At 60.5% G+C, this 14111-nt stretch carries 18 protein-coding genes; 10 read left to right on the top strand and 8 right to left on the bottom strand.

All coding sequences use genetic code 11. From position 1 onward, the window contains the following. The first annotated feature begins 13 nt into the window (after positions 1–13). Positions 14–1045, top strand: a complete 1032-nt coding sequence (locus KVG91_RS26090) for an ABC transporter substrate-binding protein (protein WP_169374679.1) — start codon at positions 14–16, stop codon at positions 1043–1045. On the opposite strand, the gene nadE is transcribed toward KVG91_RS26090, so the two are convergent. Genes nadE through KVG91_RS26105 form a run of 3 tightly spaced genes read right to left on the bottom strand, consistent with a single transcriptional unit; the run spans position 1046 to position 3739 of the window. Continuing rightward, on the bottom strand, positions 1046–1861 hold the full coding sequence (gene nadE / locus KVG91_RS26095) for an ammonia-dependent NAD(+) synthetase (protein ID WP_169374680.1): 816 nt from the start codon (positions 1859–1861) through the stop codon (positions 1046–1048). A gap of 1 nt (position 1862) precedes the next feature. Beyond that, positions 1863–3080, bottom strand: coding sequence for a nicotinate phosphoribosyltransferase (gene pncB, locus KVG91_RS26100; protein ID WP_169374681.1), 1218 nt, complete (start codon positions 3078–3080; stop codon positions 1863–1865). An 11-nt stretch (positions 3081–3091) separates the two neighbouring features. Further along, entirely contained in the window at positions 3092–3739 is a 648-nt protein-coding gene (locus KVG91_RS26105; protein WP_169374682.1) for a nicotinamidase, read from the bottom strand. A 144-nt stretch (positions 3740–3883) separates the two neighbouring features. Here KVG91_RS26105 and KVG91_RS26110 point away from each other — a divergent pair, with 144 nt between their 5' ends. Then, the gene (locus KVG91_RS26110; protein ID WP_169374683.1) at positions 3884–4576 is read left to right on the top strand and encodes an NUDIX hydrolase; all 693 of its coding nucleotides are present in this window, start codon (positions 3884–3886) and stop codon (positions 4574–4576) included. Positions 4577–4712: 136 nt separating this feature from the next. Here the strand turns inward: KVG91_RS26110 and KVG91_RS26115 are convergent, their stop codons facing one another. Together KVG91_RS26115 and KVG91_RS26120 are read right to left on the bottom strand one after the other, a co-directional pair. Next, positions 4713–5486, bottom strand: a complete 774-nt coding sequence (locus tag KVG91_RS26115) for an L-iditol 2-dehydrogenase (RefSeq protein ID WP_169374684.1) — start codon at positions 5484–5486, stop codon at positions 4713–4715. A gap of 26 nt (positions 5487–5512) precedes the next feature. Beyond that, positions 5513–6838, bottom strand: a complete 1326-nt coding sequence (locus tag KVG91_RS26120; RefSeq protein ID WP_169374685.1) for an ABC transporter substrate-binding protein — start codon at positions 6836–6838, stop codon at positions 5513–5515. Positions 6839–7043: 205 nt separating this feature from the next. Between KVG91_RS26120 and KVG91_RS26125 the strand changes: the two genes are divergently transcribed. From KVG91_RS26125 to KVG91_RS26145, 5 genes are all read left to right on the top strand, one after another. Next, positions 7044–7982, top strand: a complete 939-nt coding sequence (locus KVG91_RS26125; RefSeq protein WP_169374686.1) for an AraC family transcriptional regulator — start codon at positions 7044–7046, stop codon at positions 7980–7982. A 155-nt stretch (positions 7983–8137) separates the two neighbouring features. Further along, positions 8138–9100 (top strand): nucleoside-specific channel-forming protein Tsx, encoded by a 963-nt coding sequence (locus KVG91_RS26130; protein ID WP_169374687.1) that lies wholly within the window; start codon positions 8138–8140, stop codon positions 9098–9100. A 14-nt stretch (positions 9101–9114) separates the two neighbouring features. Beyond that, positions 9115–10143, top strand: coding sequence for a purine-nucleoside phosphorylase (locus KVG91_RS26135; protein ID WP_169374688.1), 1029 nt, complete (start codon positions 9115–9117; stop codon positions 10141–10143). Between the two features lie 99 nt (positions 10144–10242). Further along, positions 10243–10485, top strand: a complete 243-nt coding sequence (locus KVG91_RS26140; protein ID WP_169374689.1) for a DUF6555 family protein — start codon at positions 10243–10245, stop codon at positions 10483–10485. Positions 10486–10501: 16 nt separating this feature from the next. Continuing rightward, a complete protein-coding gene (locus tag KVG91_RS26145) occupies positions 10502–10774 on the top strand; it encodes a hypothetical protein (protein WP_169374690.1) in 273 nt (90 codons plus the stop codon). A 219-nt stretch (positions 10775–10993) separates the two neighbouring features. Here the strand turns inward: KVG91_RS26145 and KVG91_RS26150 are convergent, their stop codons facing one another. The 3 genes from KVG91_RS26150 to KVG91_RS26160 all read right to left on the bottom strand — a co-directional run bounded on the left by KVG91_RS26150 (position 10994) and on the right by KVG91_RS26160 (position 12197). Beyond that, positions 10994–11164 (bottom strand): metallothionein, encoded by a 171-nt coding sequence (locus KVG91_RS26150; protein ID WP_169374691.1) that lies wholly within the window; start codon positions 11162–11164, stop codon positions 10994–10996. Between the two features lie 84 nt (positions 11165–11248). Then, positions 11249–11704 (bottom strand): DMT family transporter, encoded by a 456-nt coding sequence (locus tag KVG91_RS26155; RefSeq protein WP_169374692.1) that lies wholly within the window; start codon positions 11702–11704, stop codon positions 11249–11251. 4 nt (positions 11705–11708) lie between these two features. Beyond that, positions 11709–12197, bottom strand: a complete 489-nt coding sequence (locus KVG91_RS26160; protein WP_169374693.1) for a DMT family transporter — start codon at positions 12195–12197, stop codon at positions 11709–11711. Between the two features lie 118 nt (positions 12198–12315). Here KVG91_RS26160 and KVG91_RS26165 point away from each other — a divergent pair, with 118 nt between their 5' ends. The 3 genes from KVG91_RS26165 (at position 12316) to KVG91_RS26175 (ending at position 14107) form a co-directional block, all read left to right on the top strand. Next, positions 12316–13248 (top strand): LysR family transcriptional regulator, encoded by a 933-nt coding sequence (locus KVG91_RS26165; RefSeq protein WP_169374694.1) that lies wholly within the window; start codon positions 12316–12318, stop codon positions 13246–13248. A gap of 125 nt (positions 13249–13373) precedes the next feature. Further along, positions 13374–13733, top strand: a complete 360-nt coding sequence (locus KVG91_RS26170; RefSeq protein WP_178114981.1) for a type II toxin-antitoxin system Phd/YefM family antitoxin — start codon at positions 13374–13376, stop codon at positions 13731–13733. Continuing rightward, a complete protein-coding gene (locus tag KVG91_RS26175; RefSeq protein WP_169374695.1) occupies positions 13730–14107 on the top strand; it encodes a type II toxin-antitoxin system VapC family toxin in 378 nt (125 codons plus the stop codon). The genes KVG91_RS26170 and KVG91_RS26175 overlap by 4 nt, the downstream gene beginning before the upstream one ends. Positions 14108–14111: the final 4 nt, after the last annotated feature.

Consider the following 14111-nt stretch of genomic DNA (forward strand, 5'->3'; position numbering starts at 1 on the left):
AGGAAAACTGTCCATGAACCCACGTATCGCGCTGTCCTGCTTGTCCGTCGCCTTGCTCGCCTCCACTGCCCATGCGGCGCCGACGCTGTACCTGGGCATGAACGGCGGCACCATGGAACGGGTGTACGCCGACAAGGTGTTGCCCGCGTTCGAAAAGGCCAACAACGTCAAGGTGGTGATCGTGCCCGGCACCTCGTCGGACATCCTCGCCAAGGTCCAGGCCAACAAAGACAACCCGCAGATGCACGTGATGTTCCTCGATGACGGCATCATGTACCGCGCCATTTCCATGGGCCTGTGCGAGAAACTGGCGCCAAGCCCGACCCTGGAACAGATCCCGGCCAAGGCACGAATCAAGGACGAAGCCGTGGCCGTGACCCTCGGCGTCACGGGCCTTGGCTACAACGCCAAGATGTTCAAGGAAAAAGGCTGGGCCGCGCCCACCTCGTGGATGGACCTGGCCGACCCGCGCTTCAAGGACAAAGTGGTGTTCCAGTCCCTCGCGTCGTCCACCTTCGGCCTGCACGGTTTCCTGATGTTCAACCGCATCCAGGGCGGCAGCGAAACCGACGTGGAGCCTGGCTTCAAGGCCTGGCCGAAGACCGTCGGCCCCAATGTGCTGGAATACATCGCCAGCTCGGCGAAAATCTCCGAGATGGTGCAAACCGACGAAGCCGCGATCTTCCCGCTGACGCCCACCCAGGTCACCACCCAGAAACTGCTCGGCGTGCCGATGGAATATGCGCAACCCAAGGAGGGCGCGGTGGTACTGAACGTGGCCGAATGCGTGATCGCGCGCAATGACCAGCCGGAATTGGCGCAAAAACTTGCCGCCTTCCTGCTCAGCGCCGAAGCCCAGGCGCCTGCGTTGGAAGAAGGCGACCAGATCCCGTCGAACCCGACCACGCCGACCACCGACAAAACCCGCGCACGCGTGGAAGCGATGCAGGGTTACCTGCAGACGGCGATTTCGATTGATTGGGACCAGGTCAACCAGGCGCGACCGGAGTGGAACGCGCGGTGGAGTCGATCGATCGAACGTTGATCATTGCGGCACGAAGGGCAGCGCGCGTTTGTGCGCTGTCTGGTGGTATGCCTTCTCGACTATCGCCCTCACCCGCTCGCTCACCGGCTCGCCCATCAGGTACGCGTCGATCTCTGCATAGGTGCAACCGTACGCCAGCTCATCCGCTTTCCCCGGCGCCAGCTCTTCGAGGTCGGCGGTGGGCAGTTTGCCAACCAGCTCGGCCGGTGCGCCAAGGCCTGCGCCCAGCAGGCGCACCTGGGTTTTGGTCAGGCCGGACAGCGGTGCCAGGTCGCAGGCGCCATCACCGAACTTGGTGAAGAACCCCATCAAGGCTTCGGCGCCCTGATCGGTGCCGACCACCAGGCCGTTGTGCAAATTGGCCACGGCATACTGGGCGATCATCCGCGCCCGCGCCTTGACGTTGCCCTTGATGAAATCCACGCGCTCGGCGCTGACGTCTGACACAGACAGGTTGGACATCAGCCCGTCGACGCCCGCTGCAATATTCAGCGTTTCGGTCTGGTCAGGGCGGATGAAGTCCAGGGAGGCTGTCGCATCGTGCTCGTCCGCCTGGCTCTTGTACGGCAGGCGCATGGCAATAAAACGCGCGGGATAGTCTTCATCGCGCAGTTGCTCCACCGCCAACTGGCACAGACGCCCGGCCACCAACGAGTCGACCCCGCCGCTGATGCCCAGCACCAGGGCCTTGCAGCCGGACTGACGCAGGGTGTCCTTGATAAAGTCGACGCGGCGCTGGATTTCCTGGGGCTCGCCGCCTTTTACCAGCGAGCGGTCGATATTCAATTCCTGAGCGATACGGTCCTGGGTTTGCATGTCACACCTCCACACTGCCAACGTTGAACACTTGTGCTGCGTACTGCAAGAACGAAGGGTCTTCGCAGACGTTCTTGATCGGATCATCCGAAAATTTCACCACCGGTTCGCCGTGCACCCTGACCAGTTTCATCACGATGCTCAGCGGTTCTACGCCCTCCACATCGCAGGCCAGGCTGGTGCCCATGCCAAAGCCGAACCGGGCCTTGCCACGGATATGGCGCAGGATCGGCAGGCATTTCTCGAAGTTGAGGCCGTCAGAGAACATAAGGTCTTTGGTCATGGGGTCGATGCCGAGTTCCTTATATCTGGCCAGGACTTTGTCGGCCCAGACGATAGGATCACCGGAGTCCTGGCGCAGGCCGTCGTACAGCTTGGCGAAGTACAGGTCGAAGTCCTTGAGGAAAAAGTCGGTGCTGATGCAGTCGGTCAGGGCCATCCCCAGGCGGCCACGGTATTCATGCACCCAGTTTTCCAGGGCGGCATTCTGGCTTTCACGCAGACGGCCCAGTTGCTGGTGCACCATCAGCCATTGGTGGGCCATGGTGCCGATCAGCGGCAGGTCGAATTCATAGGCCAGGTGCGCGTTGCTGGTGCCAAGGAACTGGCCGGGGAAGTCGCGGCGCATGATATCGACCACTTCGCGCTGGGCCTTGAACGACAAGCGCCGCCGCGTGGAAAAATCGGAGACACGCAGGTCGGCCAGCTCCTCGCGGCTGAGGTTTTTCTCCAGCCAGTCGAACTTCTGGTAGAGCTTGCGGGTAACGTCTTCCAGGGTCACGTCGGGGTATTTGTCGCGGTTGCGCAGCTCGCTGACCAGCGCCAGTACCGGTTGCTCGAACATGATGCAGTGCAGCATCGGGCCGACCACGCGGATGTTCAGTTGACCGTCGACTTCACTGACGCGGATATAACGCAGGTTGAAGCGGAACAGGCCGAGGAAGCGCTCGTAGTCCGGGGTAAGGTATTCGCGAAAGCGTGGGTTGAACAAAAAGCGCAGTTCACCTTCGCGCATGTGCAGGCCGGCAAGTTTCTCCAGCTCGTCGCGCAGTTGCGGAATCAAATGGCCCAGTTTTTCCCTGGAACGAACGATGAAGTTGTACTCCACATCGACGTTGGGGTGCTGGTGCAACACGGCCTGCATCATGGTGAAGGTGTAGTAATCAGTGTCGAGCAGCCCCTGGATGACCGGGGATTGGTAGTCGTATGCACTTTCCATGGTGTATCTCCTTAACGCGTGGCCATCGCGGCCAGTTCTTCGCGGGTGCTGCTGATGACGGCACCGGCCTTGAGCAACTCATTGATTGCCTGTACGCCGCCCTCCTCGGTAATACCCCGGCACGCCGGCAGGTGCAGGACCACTTCCAGGCCAGCCTTGAGCAGTTGCAACGCGGTGGTCTTGACGCAGTAGTCCAGGGCCAGGCCGCCGACGATTACGCGGGTGACACCCCGGGCCTTGAGGTACTCGATCACGCCCGTGGACAGCTTGTCGTGCAGGTCGTGGTAGCAGGCGCCGTAGGGGTGCAGGTCGGGCTCGACGCCTTTCCAGATGAAGTAATCGTAGTCATAGGGAGTGGGGAGTTCGTCCAGCAACGTGAAGCCCTCGGTGCCGGGCACGCAGTGGCTCACCCAGGTCACATCGGCGTGGGGCAGGCCGGTGGGTTGCAGCATCGCGCTGTGTTGGCTCACCACCCAGGGAGCGTGCGGCGTGTGAGCGTCTTTGCTGCCGACGCGATGGCCGGCGAGACTGGCCATGTAGTTGAGCTCGGCACCAATCAAGTCGCCCCCGACCACGGGCAACTCATCAGGGCACAGCGGCGTGAAGCTCTTCTGGGCGTCGACGTCGAATGAAGCAATGGCGGTTTTCGCGAGGGTCATGGCGTTCTCCTGTGGCCTGGAAACAAAAGTACATGTCATGTACTTTCATTGCAAGAAACATTTGATTATCTGTGCTGGAGCAAGTACATGACATATCGGCTCGATTCGTTAGACTGTGCTCTACCGCTGTTAGAAGGACATCCCATGCCACTGAGCGCCTACCTCCATACCGTTGACCTCTGCGTACTGTTTTATTGCCGCGCGGACGGGGAACTGAAGCTGCTGTTGAACAAGCGCGAGGCCGAACCGTTCGCCGGGCATTGGGCGTTACCGGGTGTAGTCGTCAACGGCGGTGTGCAAGATTTGAGCCTCAAGGATGCCGTGGAGCGGTTGCGTGCGAGTGACAAGGTTGGGCTGGCGTTGGCCTGGAGCGAGCAAGTCGGCACCGTGGGGGATGCGTTTCGTGATCCGCGCTGCTGGTCGTCGTCCACTTACTACCTGGCGATCGTGAGCGATGAGGTGGCGTTGGCCGAGCACCAGGGCTGGTTTTCACTGACGGCGGTGGCCGACGGCGGGATCAAGTTGCCCTTCGATCACAACAGCATTGTGGCGGCGGTCAAGGAGCGGTTGTTTTCCAAGTCGTTGTACAGCAGCTTGCCCTTGATGTTCCTGGGCGAAGAATTCAGCGCGCCGCAAGCGACTGCGATCTTTTCGCTGGTGCTGGAGCGGCCGGTGTTGAAGACCAGTATTCGTCAGCGTTTGCTCAAGCTGACTGAGGCAGGCTATTTGCGCGAGACCGGGCGCAAGAAGCACGGTGAAGGCGGCAGACCCCAGGCGACGGTGGAAATGCTGAGGCCCGCAGAGATCTACTTCTTTGATCGCAGTTTTGCTGACTGACCTCGATTTCCAGAACGCCTGAAATCATCTGTGGGAGCGGGCTTGCTCGCGAATGCGGCGTGACAGACATTAAATCTGTTACTGATACACCGCCTTCGCGAGCAAGCCCGCTCCCACACTTAGTGCGCGCAAGGAGTTAGTTCATCCAATTGCCGCCATCCACGTTGTAAGTCTGCGCAACGACGTAATCGGCCTCCCTGGACGCCAGGAAAACCGCCATCCCCGTCAAATCCTCCGCCGTGCCCATCCGCCCAAACGGCACTTGGGCCCCTACCCGCTTCTTCTTCTCGCCGGGCGCCAGGCCTTCATGCCTGGCAAACAGCGCATCCACCCCGTCCCAGTGTTCGCCATCCACCACACCCGGTGCGATGGCGTTGACGTTGATGCCTTGCTTGATCAGGCTCAACCCCGCCGATTGCGTCAGGCTGATCACCGCCGCCTTGGTCGCGCAGTACACCGCCACCAATGGCTCACCGCGGCGCCCGGCCTGGCTGGCCATGTTGATGATCTTGCCGCCGTGTCCCTGGCTGATCATCTGCCGTGCGGCGGCCTGCAGGGTGAACAGCGTGCCGGCGACGTTGATCGAAAATAGCCGTTCATAGCTATCGCGGGTGATGTCGACAATAGGCGCCAGGTCGAACAGCGCGGCATTGTTGACGAGAATGTCCAACTTGCCGGCCTGGGCCACCACGGCGGCAATCGCGCCGTCGATGGAGGCTTGGTCGGTGACGTCCATCGCCACCGCATAAGCCTGCGGGCCAAGCTCCGCAGCCGTGGCCTGGGCCCTTTGCAGGTTGATATCGGCGATGGCCACCGTAGCGCCTTCGGCGATGTAGGCCTGGGCAAAGGCGCGGCCGATACCGCGCGCCGATCCGGTGATCAACGCACTCTTGCCTTCCAGTCGTTTCATGAAATACCTGTCCCTTGTTCGGAGCGTTATTTGGGATAACCGGCGCGCTTCATCTCGCGCTCGGTAGTGGTCTGGGCCTGGAGCAAGGCCTGGTCAACCGACATGCCGCCGGTCAACGCAGCCGAGAACAGCTTGCCGACCGAGGTGCCGATCGCCTGGAACTCAGGAATGGTCACGTACTGGATACCCACGTACGGCACCGGTTTGGCCGACGGATGCGCGGGATCGGCATGCTTCATCATTTCCAGGGTCACCTGGGCAAACGGCGCGGCCTTCAAATAGGCCTCGCTATAGGTGGACTGGCGAGTGCCCGGCGGTACATTGGTGATGCCTTCCTTGTCGGCGACCAGTTGGATGTAGTCCTTGGAGGTGGCCCAAGTGATAAAGGCCTTGGCGGCGTCCTTGTGCTTGGACGTGGCCGGGATCGCCAGGGACCAGGCGTAGAGCCATGAGGAACCTTTGTCGGTCACTTCGGTAGGCGCGGCGGCGAAGCCTACGCTGTCGGCCACCTTGCTTTGGGCCTTGTCGGTGGTGAAGGACCCGGCGACGCTGGCATCGACCCAGATCGCGCACTTGCCGCTGTTGAACAGCGCCAGGGTTTCGTTGAAGCCATTACTGGACACCCCCGGCGGGCCGTATTGCTTGAGGGTGTTGACGTAGTAGTTGGCGGCAGCGGTCCACTCCGGGCTGGTCAGCTCGGGCTTCCACTGTTCGTCGAACCAGCGCGCGCCAAACGCATTGGCCATGGTGCTGAGCAAGGCGACGTTCTCGCCCCAGCCGGCCTTGCCGCGCAGGCACATGCCGTACTGGCCTTGGTCCTTGGCGGTGAGCTTGGCCGCGAAGTCGCCGAGCTGTGTCCAGGTGGGGTGCGCGGGCATGCTCAGGCCAGCCTGCTTGAACAGGTCGGTTCGGTAATAGGTGACCGTGCTTTCACCGTAGAACGGCAAGGCATACAGGGTGTTGTTGACCGAAAGCCCCTGGCGCACCGAGGGGAAAATGTCGTCGGCGTCATAGTCGGCCGGCAGTTGGGTCAACGGTTCCAACCAGTGCTTGGCGCCCCACAGCGGGGTTTCGTAAGTGCCGATGGTCAGCACGTCGAACTGCCCGCCTTGGGTGGCGATATCGGTGGTGAGCCGCTGGCGCAGCACGTTTTCTTCCAGTACCACCCAGTTGAGTTTGATCCCTGGGTGCTGTTCCTCGAACACCTTGGACAGGCGCTGCATGCGGATCATGTCGCTGTTGTTGACCGTGGCGATGGTCACGGTGTCGGCGGCGTGGCTTGGCAGCGCCAGCGCCAGGCTGGAAAGCAGGAACAAGGCTTGCGGGATCTTGGCTTTGCCGTTCAGGAACATGGCGGTTTCCACCTGTTGTTTTTGTTTGAGTGCCGATTACAGCAGCTTGGCCCAAGCCCCACAAACCCGTGGCGGATGCTCGACCGATACTTTTTTAACCCTGGGTCAGCGGTCAAAAAAGTATCAGTGGCGGGCAAAACGGGGGTAGCGCGCCCACGACCCAGGCGCGTATTTTGAAGCGTCCACGAATCATAAGAAGCCCGCCATGCCTGTCAGCCGCGCCAAGCTGTTCGAGCACCGCCCCGCCGAGCTGGAAGTGATCCTGCCCGAACCCGACCAGTGCTTTCGCTGGTTCGAACACGATTACCCCTACGACCTGGCGCGCTGGAACCACCACCCCGAATTCGAAATCCACTTGATCCGCCAAGGCAGCGGCAAGCTGGTGGCGGGCGACTACATTGGTGCGTTCAACGCCGGCCATGTCGCCCTGATCGGCCCCGACCTGCCTCACGACTGGATCGGTGAATTGGCGCCCGGCGAACACCTGGCCGGCCGCGACGTGGTGCTGCAATTCGACGGCGCCGCCCTCCTCGCCCTGCGCACCACCCTGCCGGAGCTTGGCGACCTGCAGCCGTTGTTCGAGCGCGCCCGGCGTGGCCTGGAATTCACCGGCGATACGGCATCGCAGGCCGCGCAGTTAATGGAAGCCATCGGCAGCGCCCATGGTCTGCAGCGATTGATCCTGTTCCTGCAACTGCTCAACGCCTTGAAAAACGCCCCGACGCAGCAGGTCAAGGCCCTGGCCAGCCCTTGCTACGCACCGACGTTGGATGCACGCAGCGCTGAACGCATCAACAAAGCGTTCGACTATTTGATGCGCGAGCTGACCGGCGAGGTACGCCTGTCGGTGATCGCGCAGCAACTGGAGATGAGCGAGCCGGGCTTTTCACGCTTTTTCAAGCGCAACACCGGCCACGGCTTTATCGACCTGATGCGCAAGTTCCGGGTGCAGCGCGCCTGTCGGCTGTTGCTGCAAAGCGACCGGTCAGTGGCAGACATCTGCTTCGAAGTGGGCTACGCCAACCTGTCCAATTTCAACCGGCACTTTCGCATCGAGATGAACCAGACGCCGAGCGACTATCGACGGGAAACGGCGACGCATCTGTTCCGACGCGTTGAAAAAATGCCACCCAGTCAATTCTGACCAACAGGTCGACTAAATCGTCTTTTTTTCAGGCTGATCAATCGATTGAGCCAAGTTGGTACAACCTGTGCAAACGTTTGCGGTGAGGACTTGCCCGGCAAGTTCACCCTTACCCGAAGAATCGGGTTCAAACCGCGTACGAATAGGGATTTTCAATGCACCCCACCTCAAGGCGTCCTGCCACCCTTGGTGTTTCCCTGCTACTGGCCGCCGTTACGGGAGTACTCAGCGCGCCCATTTTGGCGCAGGCGCAACCCGTCGATGACTCAGCACAGGGCGAAACCCTCAGCCCAAAAACCCAGAGCCCTGACGCCGGCCCGGCGAAACCAGGCGCGTACCTGTCGGACTGGTTCAACCAGGACCTGACGTTGATCGGCAGCAAAGACATCAGCTTCGGCCCCAAGCCGCAGGATGATATCTACCTGGAATATGAGTACTTCGGCCGCAAGGGGCCTTTCGAGCTGTACGGCTACATCGACGTGCCGAAGATCCTCACCATCGGTAACAGCAATGACAAAGGCGTGTGGGACCATGGCTCGCCGGTGTTCATGGAGCACGAGCCACGTATTTCCATCGACTACCTGGCGGGCCGCAGCCTGGCCATCGGGCCGTTCAAGGAATGGTACGTGGCGTTCGATTGGATCTACGACCACGGCAGCCGTAAGGAAAACCGCGCCAACACGTTGTACAGCGGCTTGGGTACCGACATCGATACCCACTCGCGCGTCAACCTGTCGGCCAACTTCTACGGGCGCTACCAATGGGAAAACTATGGCGCCAGCAATGAGTATTCGTGGGACGGTTACCGCGCGCAAATGAAGTACATCGTGCCCATCGGCAAGTTCGACAACGGGGCCTCACTGACCTATATCGGCTTTACCAACTACGACTTCGGCTCGGATCTGCACAAGGACAACCCTGCACGCACCGCCAATTCCCTGGTCGCGACCAACGTGCTGTTGTATTCGTTTACCCACTTGCGCTTCAGCCTGGTCGGCCGTTACTTCCATAACGGCGGCAACTGGGAGGATGGCAGCGAGTTGAATTTCGGCGAAGGCAACTTCCGCGCCCGCTCCGACGGCTGGGGTTATTACGCTGGCGTGGGCTACCAATTCTGATGGAGGCGTTACCGATGAAAGCACTTACCCGACTCTCGCTGGCCGTGGGCCTGGCCCTGCTGCCCCACGTGGTGCTGGCGGATACGCCGGCGCCGATCAAACCCAAAGTGATGCTGATCACCATGTTCGCCCCCGAGGCGCAAACCTGGATCGATCGCCTGGCGCTCAAGCAAGAAGTGCGTGTACCCGGGCTGTCCGCCGAATACCCGGTGATCCGCTGCAACACCCAGGACGTGTGCCTGCTGGTCACCGGCATGGGCCAGACCAATGCCGCCGCGTCCACGCTGGCCCTGGCGCTGTCGCCCAAGTTCGACCTGCGCCAGAGTTATTTCCTGATCGCGGGGATCGCCGGCATCAACCCCAAGCACGGCACCCTCGGCACCGCCGCCTGGGCGCACTACCTGGTGGAGTTCGGCACCCAGTGGGAACTCGACGCGCGGGACGCGCCCAAGGCCTGGCCGACGGGCTATATCGGCATCAACACCAAGGGGCCCAACGAGAAACCACCGCTGGACTACAAGACTGAAGTGTTCGAACTCAACCCCAAGCTGCAGGCCAAGGCGTTTGCCTTGTCGCAAAAGGTCGAACTGAGTGAAAGCAAAGAATCGAGCGCCTGGCGCAAACACTACCCTGCGGCACCGGCCAACCAGCCGCCGCAGGTTACCCGTTGCGACACCTTGGCAGGCAACACCTGGTTCTCCGGCACGCGCCTGAGCGAACGTGCCGAAGTCTGGACCAAGCTGCTCACTGACAACAAAGGCGAATACTGCACCACCCAACAGGAAGACAACTCCACCTACGAAGCGCTGCTGCGTGCCAGCCGCGAGGGTCTGGTGGACATCCAACGCCTGGCCGTGGTGCGCGCCGGCTCGGACTTCGACCGCCCCTACCCGGGCTACAGCGAAGTGGACAACCTGCTCAAATACGCGGACCAGGGCGGCTTCGTACCGGCGCTGGAAAACCTCTACCGGGCGGGCAACCCTTTGGTGCAGGCGATCCTGCAGAACTGGTCGGCGTGGGAAAAAGGTGTTCCCGAAGCCTGAGGAAGAGGCAACCCTGGTGATGGCTACCGCCCGGCAATCCAACTGAATTTTCGCGGCCGGCGGGGATCACTTGTTTACACCACCAGGGTTGATGGACCAATGAATAACGCAAAACTCTTTGTGATCGACTACAGGCTGCATGGCGAATCCAAGTCGTTCATTATCCGCCTGGAAAAGCTCGACAACCTGGAAGCCTGGCATTGGGCGAGCTGTGATGCAGGCATAGGCCGTATCGGTCGGTTCGCGCGTGAACAGGTGAAGAAAACCAGCCAGGAGCAAGCCGAAAAGTTCGGCCTCACCGGCGTGCAATGGCGCCGCTCCGATGCGCGCGCCCAGGCTTGATCGAGGAGAGATACCCATGAATTCACTGGAACCGGTCACTGGCCGAGCGCGCATCGACTACACCCAGGACACGCTGTTCGGGCCGATGGCCAAGCATGCCGAGTGCCAAGTGGCCGTGCAGCGTCAAACAGACGGGATGGTACTGAAGGTCTTCCAGCCGTTGCCGGACGATCTGCACGCAGCGCACACCGTGGTGGTCGCCCTGGATGGGCGGCGAACCAGCGGCGTGGTCAAGGATAGCCAACGTCTGTCCGACGATAGCCTGAGGCTTGAGCTGGAAATCCAATAGCCATCTACACAACGCCCTATGGCTGACGAATCTCTTGTAGTGAGCGGGCTTGCCCCGCGCTGGGCGGCGAAGCCGCCCCCAATAAAAGACACCGCCGAGTCCGCATAGAACCGAGTAGCCTGGTTTTGGGGCCGCTTCACGCCCTGCGCGGGGCAAGCCCGCTCACTACAAAGAGATGGCCATTGCAGGCAAGCGGGCTCCCAGAGTTTTCAACTGCGGTCAGTCATGGGCGGCTTTGGCGCACTCGCACCCGTTTACCGCCGCACACGGCTCACCATGGGCATGGTGTTCGGCACAACCCTGGCAGCAATAGCCCTTACCGTCCTTCATCACCGCGTCGATGCCCAACACACATCGGCAATGTGGGCAGGCACACGTTTGATCTGGCATGTTCAGACTCCTCATTTAATCGTGACCGGTGCGGCGCACGCCCCACCTCAAACAGTGACTGTGCGCCGTCGGCGATGGTTCAACTCATTGATCGGTGCGGGTATTGCTGCGGTACATGAACACCAGTGCCAGGGCCAGACAGGCCATCGCCACGATCCGGCTGCCCGACAGCTCAATGGCCGGGTTGCCCAGCCAACCGAAATTATCGATCAACATGCCCATGCCCAGTTGGCCGACGATCACCGCTACGGTCGCCACGGCCGTGCCGACAATCGGCACCGCGCCGACCATCACCATCATGTACACCACCCCGAACAACGCACCAGTCAGTTGCCATTTCGGCACATCCAGCAGGCTCACAGTTTGGGCGGGTTCAACGAACAGAATCAGCAAGGCGGTGACAACCGCACCCACCACAAAGGTCAACAGGCTGCCGCGCAATACACCGACCGCCTGGCCCAGACGGCCATTGATCGCGGCCTGCACACTCAACACCGCGCCAGCGGCCACCACCACTGCCAATAACAGAATCAGATTCATCGCCTTAACCTCGCGCAATCAAAACAAGTGCCACCACAATCAACGCCAACGCAATCCAGCGCTCGCCATTGACCCGTTTGCGCGCCGTGCCGAACCAGCCGAAATGATCAATCAGCACACTCTTGCCGACCTGCCCGGACAAAATCGCGATCATGGTCATTGCAATACCGATATGCGGCGTGGCCAGGGTCAGCACCACCACGTAAATCGGCCCCAAAAAACCGCCGATCAACTGCCAGCGCGGCAGCTCGGACAGCGCCGGGCCCTTTTGCGGGCCACTGAACAACAGCAGCAGATACAATATCGCCGAGCCCACGCCGAAGATGCTCAAGGTCGCCCACAAATGACCCACCTGCACACCCAGCGGCCCGAGCAACCCCGCCTCGACCGACAGGCCCATGCCGGCCAAAATCACCAGCGGCAACAGCAGCAGCCGTAAAAAGCTTTTTTTCGGCGTGGCCTGGGCCACGCCCTCGATGGAACTTACTTGCATACATCACCTGCACATCAACAAAGGATTGGATGGCGCGCATTATCCGTTGGTGATCCTGTGCGATAAATGGGAGCATGCAGACAACACCTTTGCGCAAAACGCACAGCATGGAGACGTGATGCAAGGTTTGAATGAATTGAGTTTCAAGGCGCTGCGCCTGTTCGTCGCGGTGCTGGACCTGGGCAGTTTTTCTGAAGTGGCGCGCCGTGAAGGCCTGGCGCCCTCTTCCATCTCCCGGCAGATACAGCTGATGGAGCACGCCCTCGGCCAGCAATTGCTCTACCGCCATACCCGGGCGGTCAGCCCCACCGAGGCGGGACGCTTATTGGGCCGGCATGCACGCTTGATGCTCCAACAGCTGGAAGCCGCCGGCCAGGCCCTGCAGGAACAGGAAAGCGAGCCCAGCGGCCTGGTGCGCATCAATGCACCGATGGTATTTGGCCAGCGTCATCTTTCGCCTTGGCTCGGCGAGCTGTGCCGGCGCTATCCGAAGCTGCAACTGGATATCCAGCAAACCGACACTTTCGTCGACCCTCTGCAAGATGGCACCGACCTGCTGTTTCGCATCGGCGTGCTCAACGACTCCAGCATGCAGGCACGCATCTTTGCGCCACAACGCTTTCGCATCGCCGCCAGCCCAGCTTATCTGGCCAGGCATGGCACGCCGCGACACCCCGACGAACTCGCCAGCCATCAGTGCCTGGCCTACAAAGGCATCACCGGCCAGCAACGCTGGTTCTTCCGCAAAGGCCAGGGGGACTGGACGCCCTACAGCGTCAGAGGCCCGATCACCGGCAACCATGCCGATACCCTCACCCACGCTGCCGAGCAAGGGTTGGGGCTGGTGGTGTTTCCTTCATGGTTGATCGGCGAAGGCCTGCGTGCCGGTACGTTGCGGGCGGTGCTCACCGAGTACGACGTTGCGACGACCCTGGAGCCGCAGCAGATTGCGGCACTGTGGCCAGGCAGCCGACGCTTGTCGCTGAAGGTGCGTACGGTGATTGATTACTTTGTGGAGTGTTTTGGACAGGTGCCGTATTGGGATCGTTGATGTGCGAACGGTTCGCCGAGGACATTTCCTACTTTAATAAGTAGTTCCATTCTGAATTTGCTGGCCAGTATTTATGGGTGCCATGCACTGCGACAGACTCTGGCGAAACTTTTTGGAGAAGTGCCATGGACGTCGTTTACCACAAACCATCACGTGCTGAGCGAACCGCCGCCGCCAGCCGTCAGGCTGTTTTTGATAGCGCGCCAAGTTTTGGCTATATTTGGCCAAAACAGGGAGAGAACCGCATGATCACCATACCCTTGGGTGAGGCAAAGAATAACTTGTCAAAACTGGTTGATGACGCCGCCGCTGGCAAGATAATCACCATCGCCAAGCATGGACGTGCGATGGCACAGCTGGTTCCGATGGGCAAATCGAACGGTCGGCGAATCGGCGCCATGAAAGGAAAACTCACCATCCCCGAGGATTTTGACGCGCCGTTACCCAGTGAGCTGCTCGATGCATTCGAGGACAGTCATTCATGAGAGTGCTGCTGGATACCCATATCCTGCTGTGGGCACTGACTGAAGACCCCCGGTTATCCGGCAAAGCCCGAAAACTGATCGAGAATGCAACTGAGGTTTACATCAGCGCGGCCACTTTCTGGGAGATGGCGATCAAGGTTGGCCTGGGGAAGCTCAGTGTCAGCCTGGACGAAATCCGTGAGTACTGCCTGGACAGCGGATTCGTCGAATTGCCCATCACCTCAGAACACGCCATTGCGGTAAAGGACCTTGAGCATCATCACAAAGACCCTTTTGATCGCCTCATCGTTGCAGCGGCCATGAGCGAACCGATGAAGCTGTTGACGGCTGATCTACAGGTCGCCCAATACACGTCTTTGGCGATTCTGGTGTAGACCA

Source organism: Pseudomonas azadiae (assembly GCF_019145355.1).
Lineage (GTDB): Bacteria > Pseudomonadota > Gammaproteobacteria > Pseudomonadales > Pseudomonadaceae > Aquipseudomonas > Aquipseudomonas azadiae.

Coding starts and splice junctions, on each gene's coding strand:
- KVG91_RS26120 (WP_169374685.1), bottom strand. CDS start 6,838: ATGTTCCTGAACGGCAAAGCCAAGATCCCGCAAGCCTTGTTCCTGCTT.
- pncB (WP_169374681.1), bottom strand. CDS start 3,080: ATGGAAAGTGCATACGACTACCAATCCCCGGTCATCCAGGGGCTGCTC.
- KVG91_RS26145 (WP_169374690.1), top strand. CDS start 10,502: ATGAATTCACTGGAACCGGTCACTGGCCGAGCGCGCATCGACTACACC.
- KVG91_RS26175 (WP_169374695.1), top strand. CDS start 13,730: ATGAGAGTGCTGCTGGATACCCATATCCTGCTGTGGGCACTGACTGAA.
- KVG91_RS26125 (WP_169374686.1), top strand. CDS start 7,044: ATGCCTGTCAGCCGCGCCAAGCTGTTCGAGCACCGCCCCGCCGAGCTG.
- nadE (WP_169374680.1), bottom strand. CDS start 1,861: ATGCAAACCCAGGACCGTATCGCTCAGGAATTGAATATCGACCGCTCG.
- KVG91_RS26140 (WP_169374689.1), top strand. CDS start 10,243: ATGAATAACGCAAAACTCTTTGTGATCGACTACAGGCTGCATGGCGAA.
- KVG91_RS26165 (WP_169374694.1), top strand. CDS start 12,316: ATGCAAGGTTTGAATGAATTGAGTTTCAAGGCGCTGCGCCTGTTCGTC.
- KVG91_RS26115 (WP_169374684.1), bottom strand. CDS start 5,486: ATGAAACGACTGGAAGGCAAGAGTGCGTTGATCACCGGATCGGCGCGC.
- KVG91_RS26130 (WP_169374687.1), top strand. CDS start 8,138: ATGCACCCCACCTCAAGGCGTCCTGCCACCCTTGGTGTTTCCCTGCTA.
- KVG91_RS26160 (WP_169374693.1), bottom strand. CDS start 12,197: ATGCAAGTAAGTTCCATCGAGGGCGTGGCCCAGGCCACGCCGAAAAAA.
- KVG91_RS26090 (WP_169374679.1), top strand. CDS start 14: ATGAACCCACGTATCGCGCTGTCCTGCTTGTCCGTCGCCTTGCTCGCC.
- KVG91_RS26135 (WP_169374688.1), top strand. CDS start 9,115: ATGAAAGCACTTACCCGACTCTCGCTGGCCGTGGGCCTGGCCCTGCTG.
- KVG91_RS26155 (WP_169374692.1), bottom strand. CDS start 11,704: ATGAATCTGATTCTGTTATTGGCAGTGGTGGTGGCCGCTGGCGCGGTG.
- KVG91_RS26110 (WP_169374683.1), top strand. CDS start 3,884: ATGCCACTGAGCGCCTACCTCCATACCGTTGACCTCTGCGTACTGTTT.
- KVG91_RS26105 (WP_169374682.1), bottom strand. CDS start 3,739: ATGACCCTCGCGAAAACCGCCATTGCTTCATTCGACGTCGACGCCCAG.
- KVG91_RS26150 (WP_169374691.1), bottom strand. CDS start 11,164: ATGCCAGATCAAACGTGTGCCTGCCCACATTGCCGATGTGTGTTGGGC.
- KVG91_RS26170 (WP_178114981.1), top strand. CDS start 13,374: ATGGACGTCGTTTACCACAAACCATCACGTGCTGAGCGAACCGCCGCC.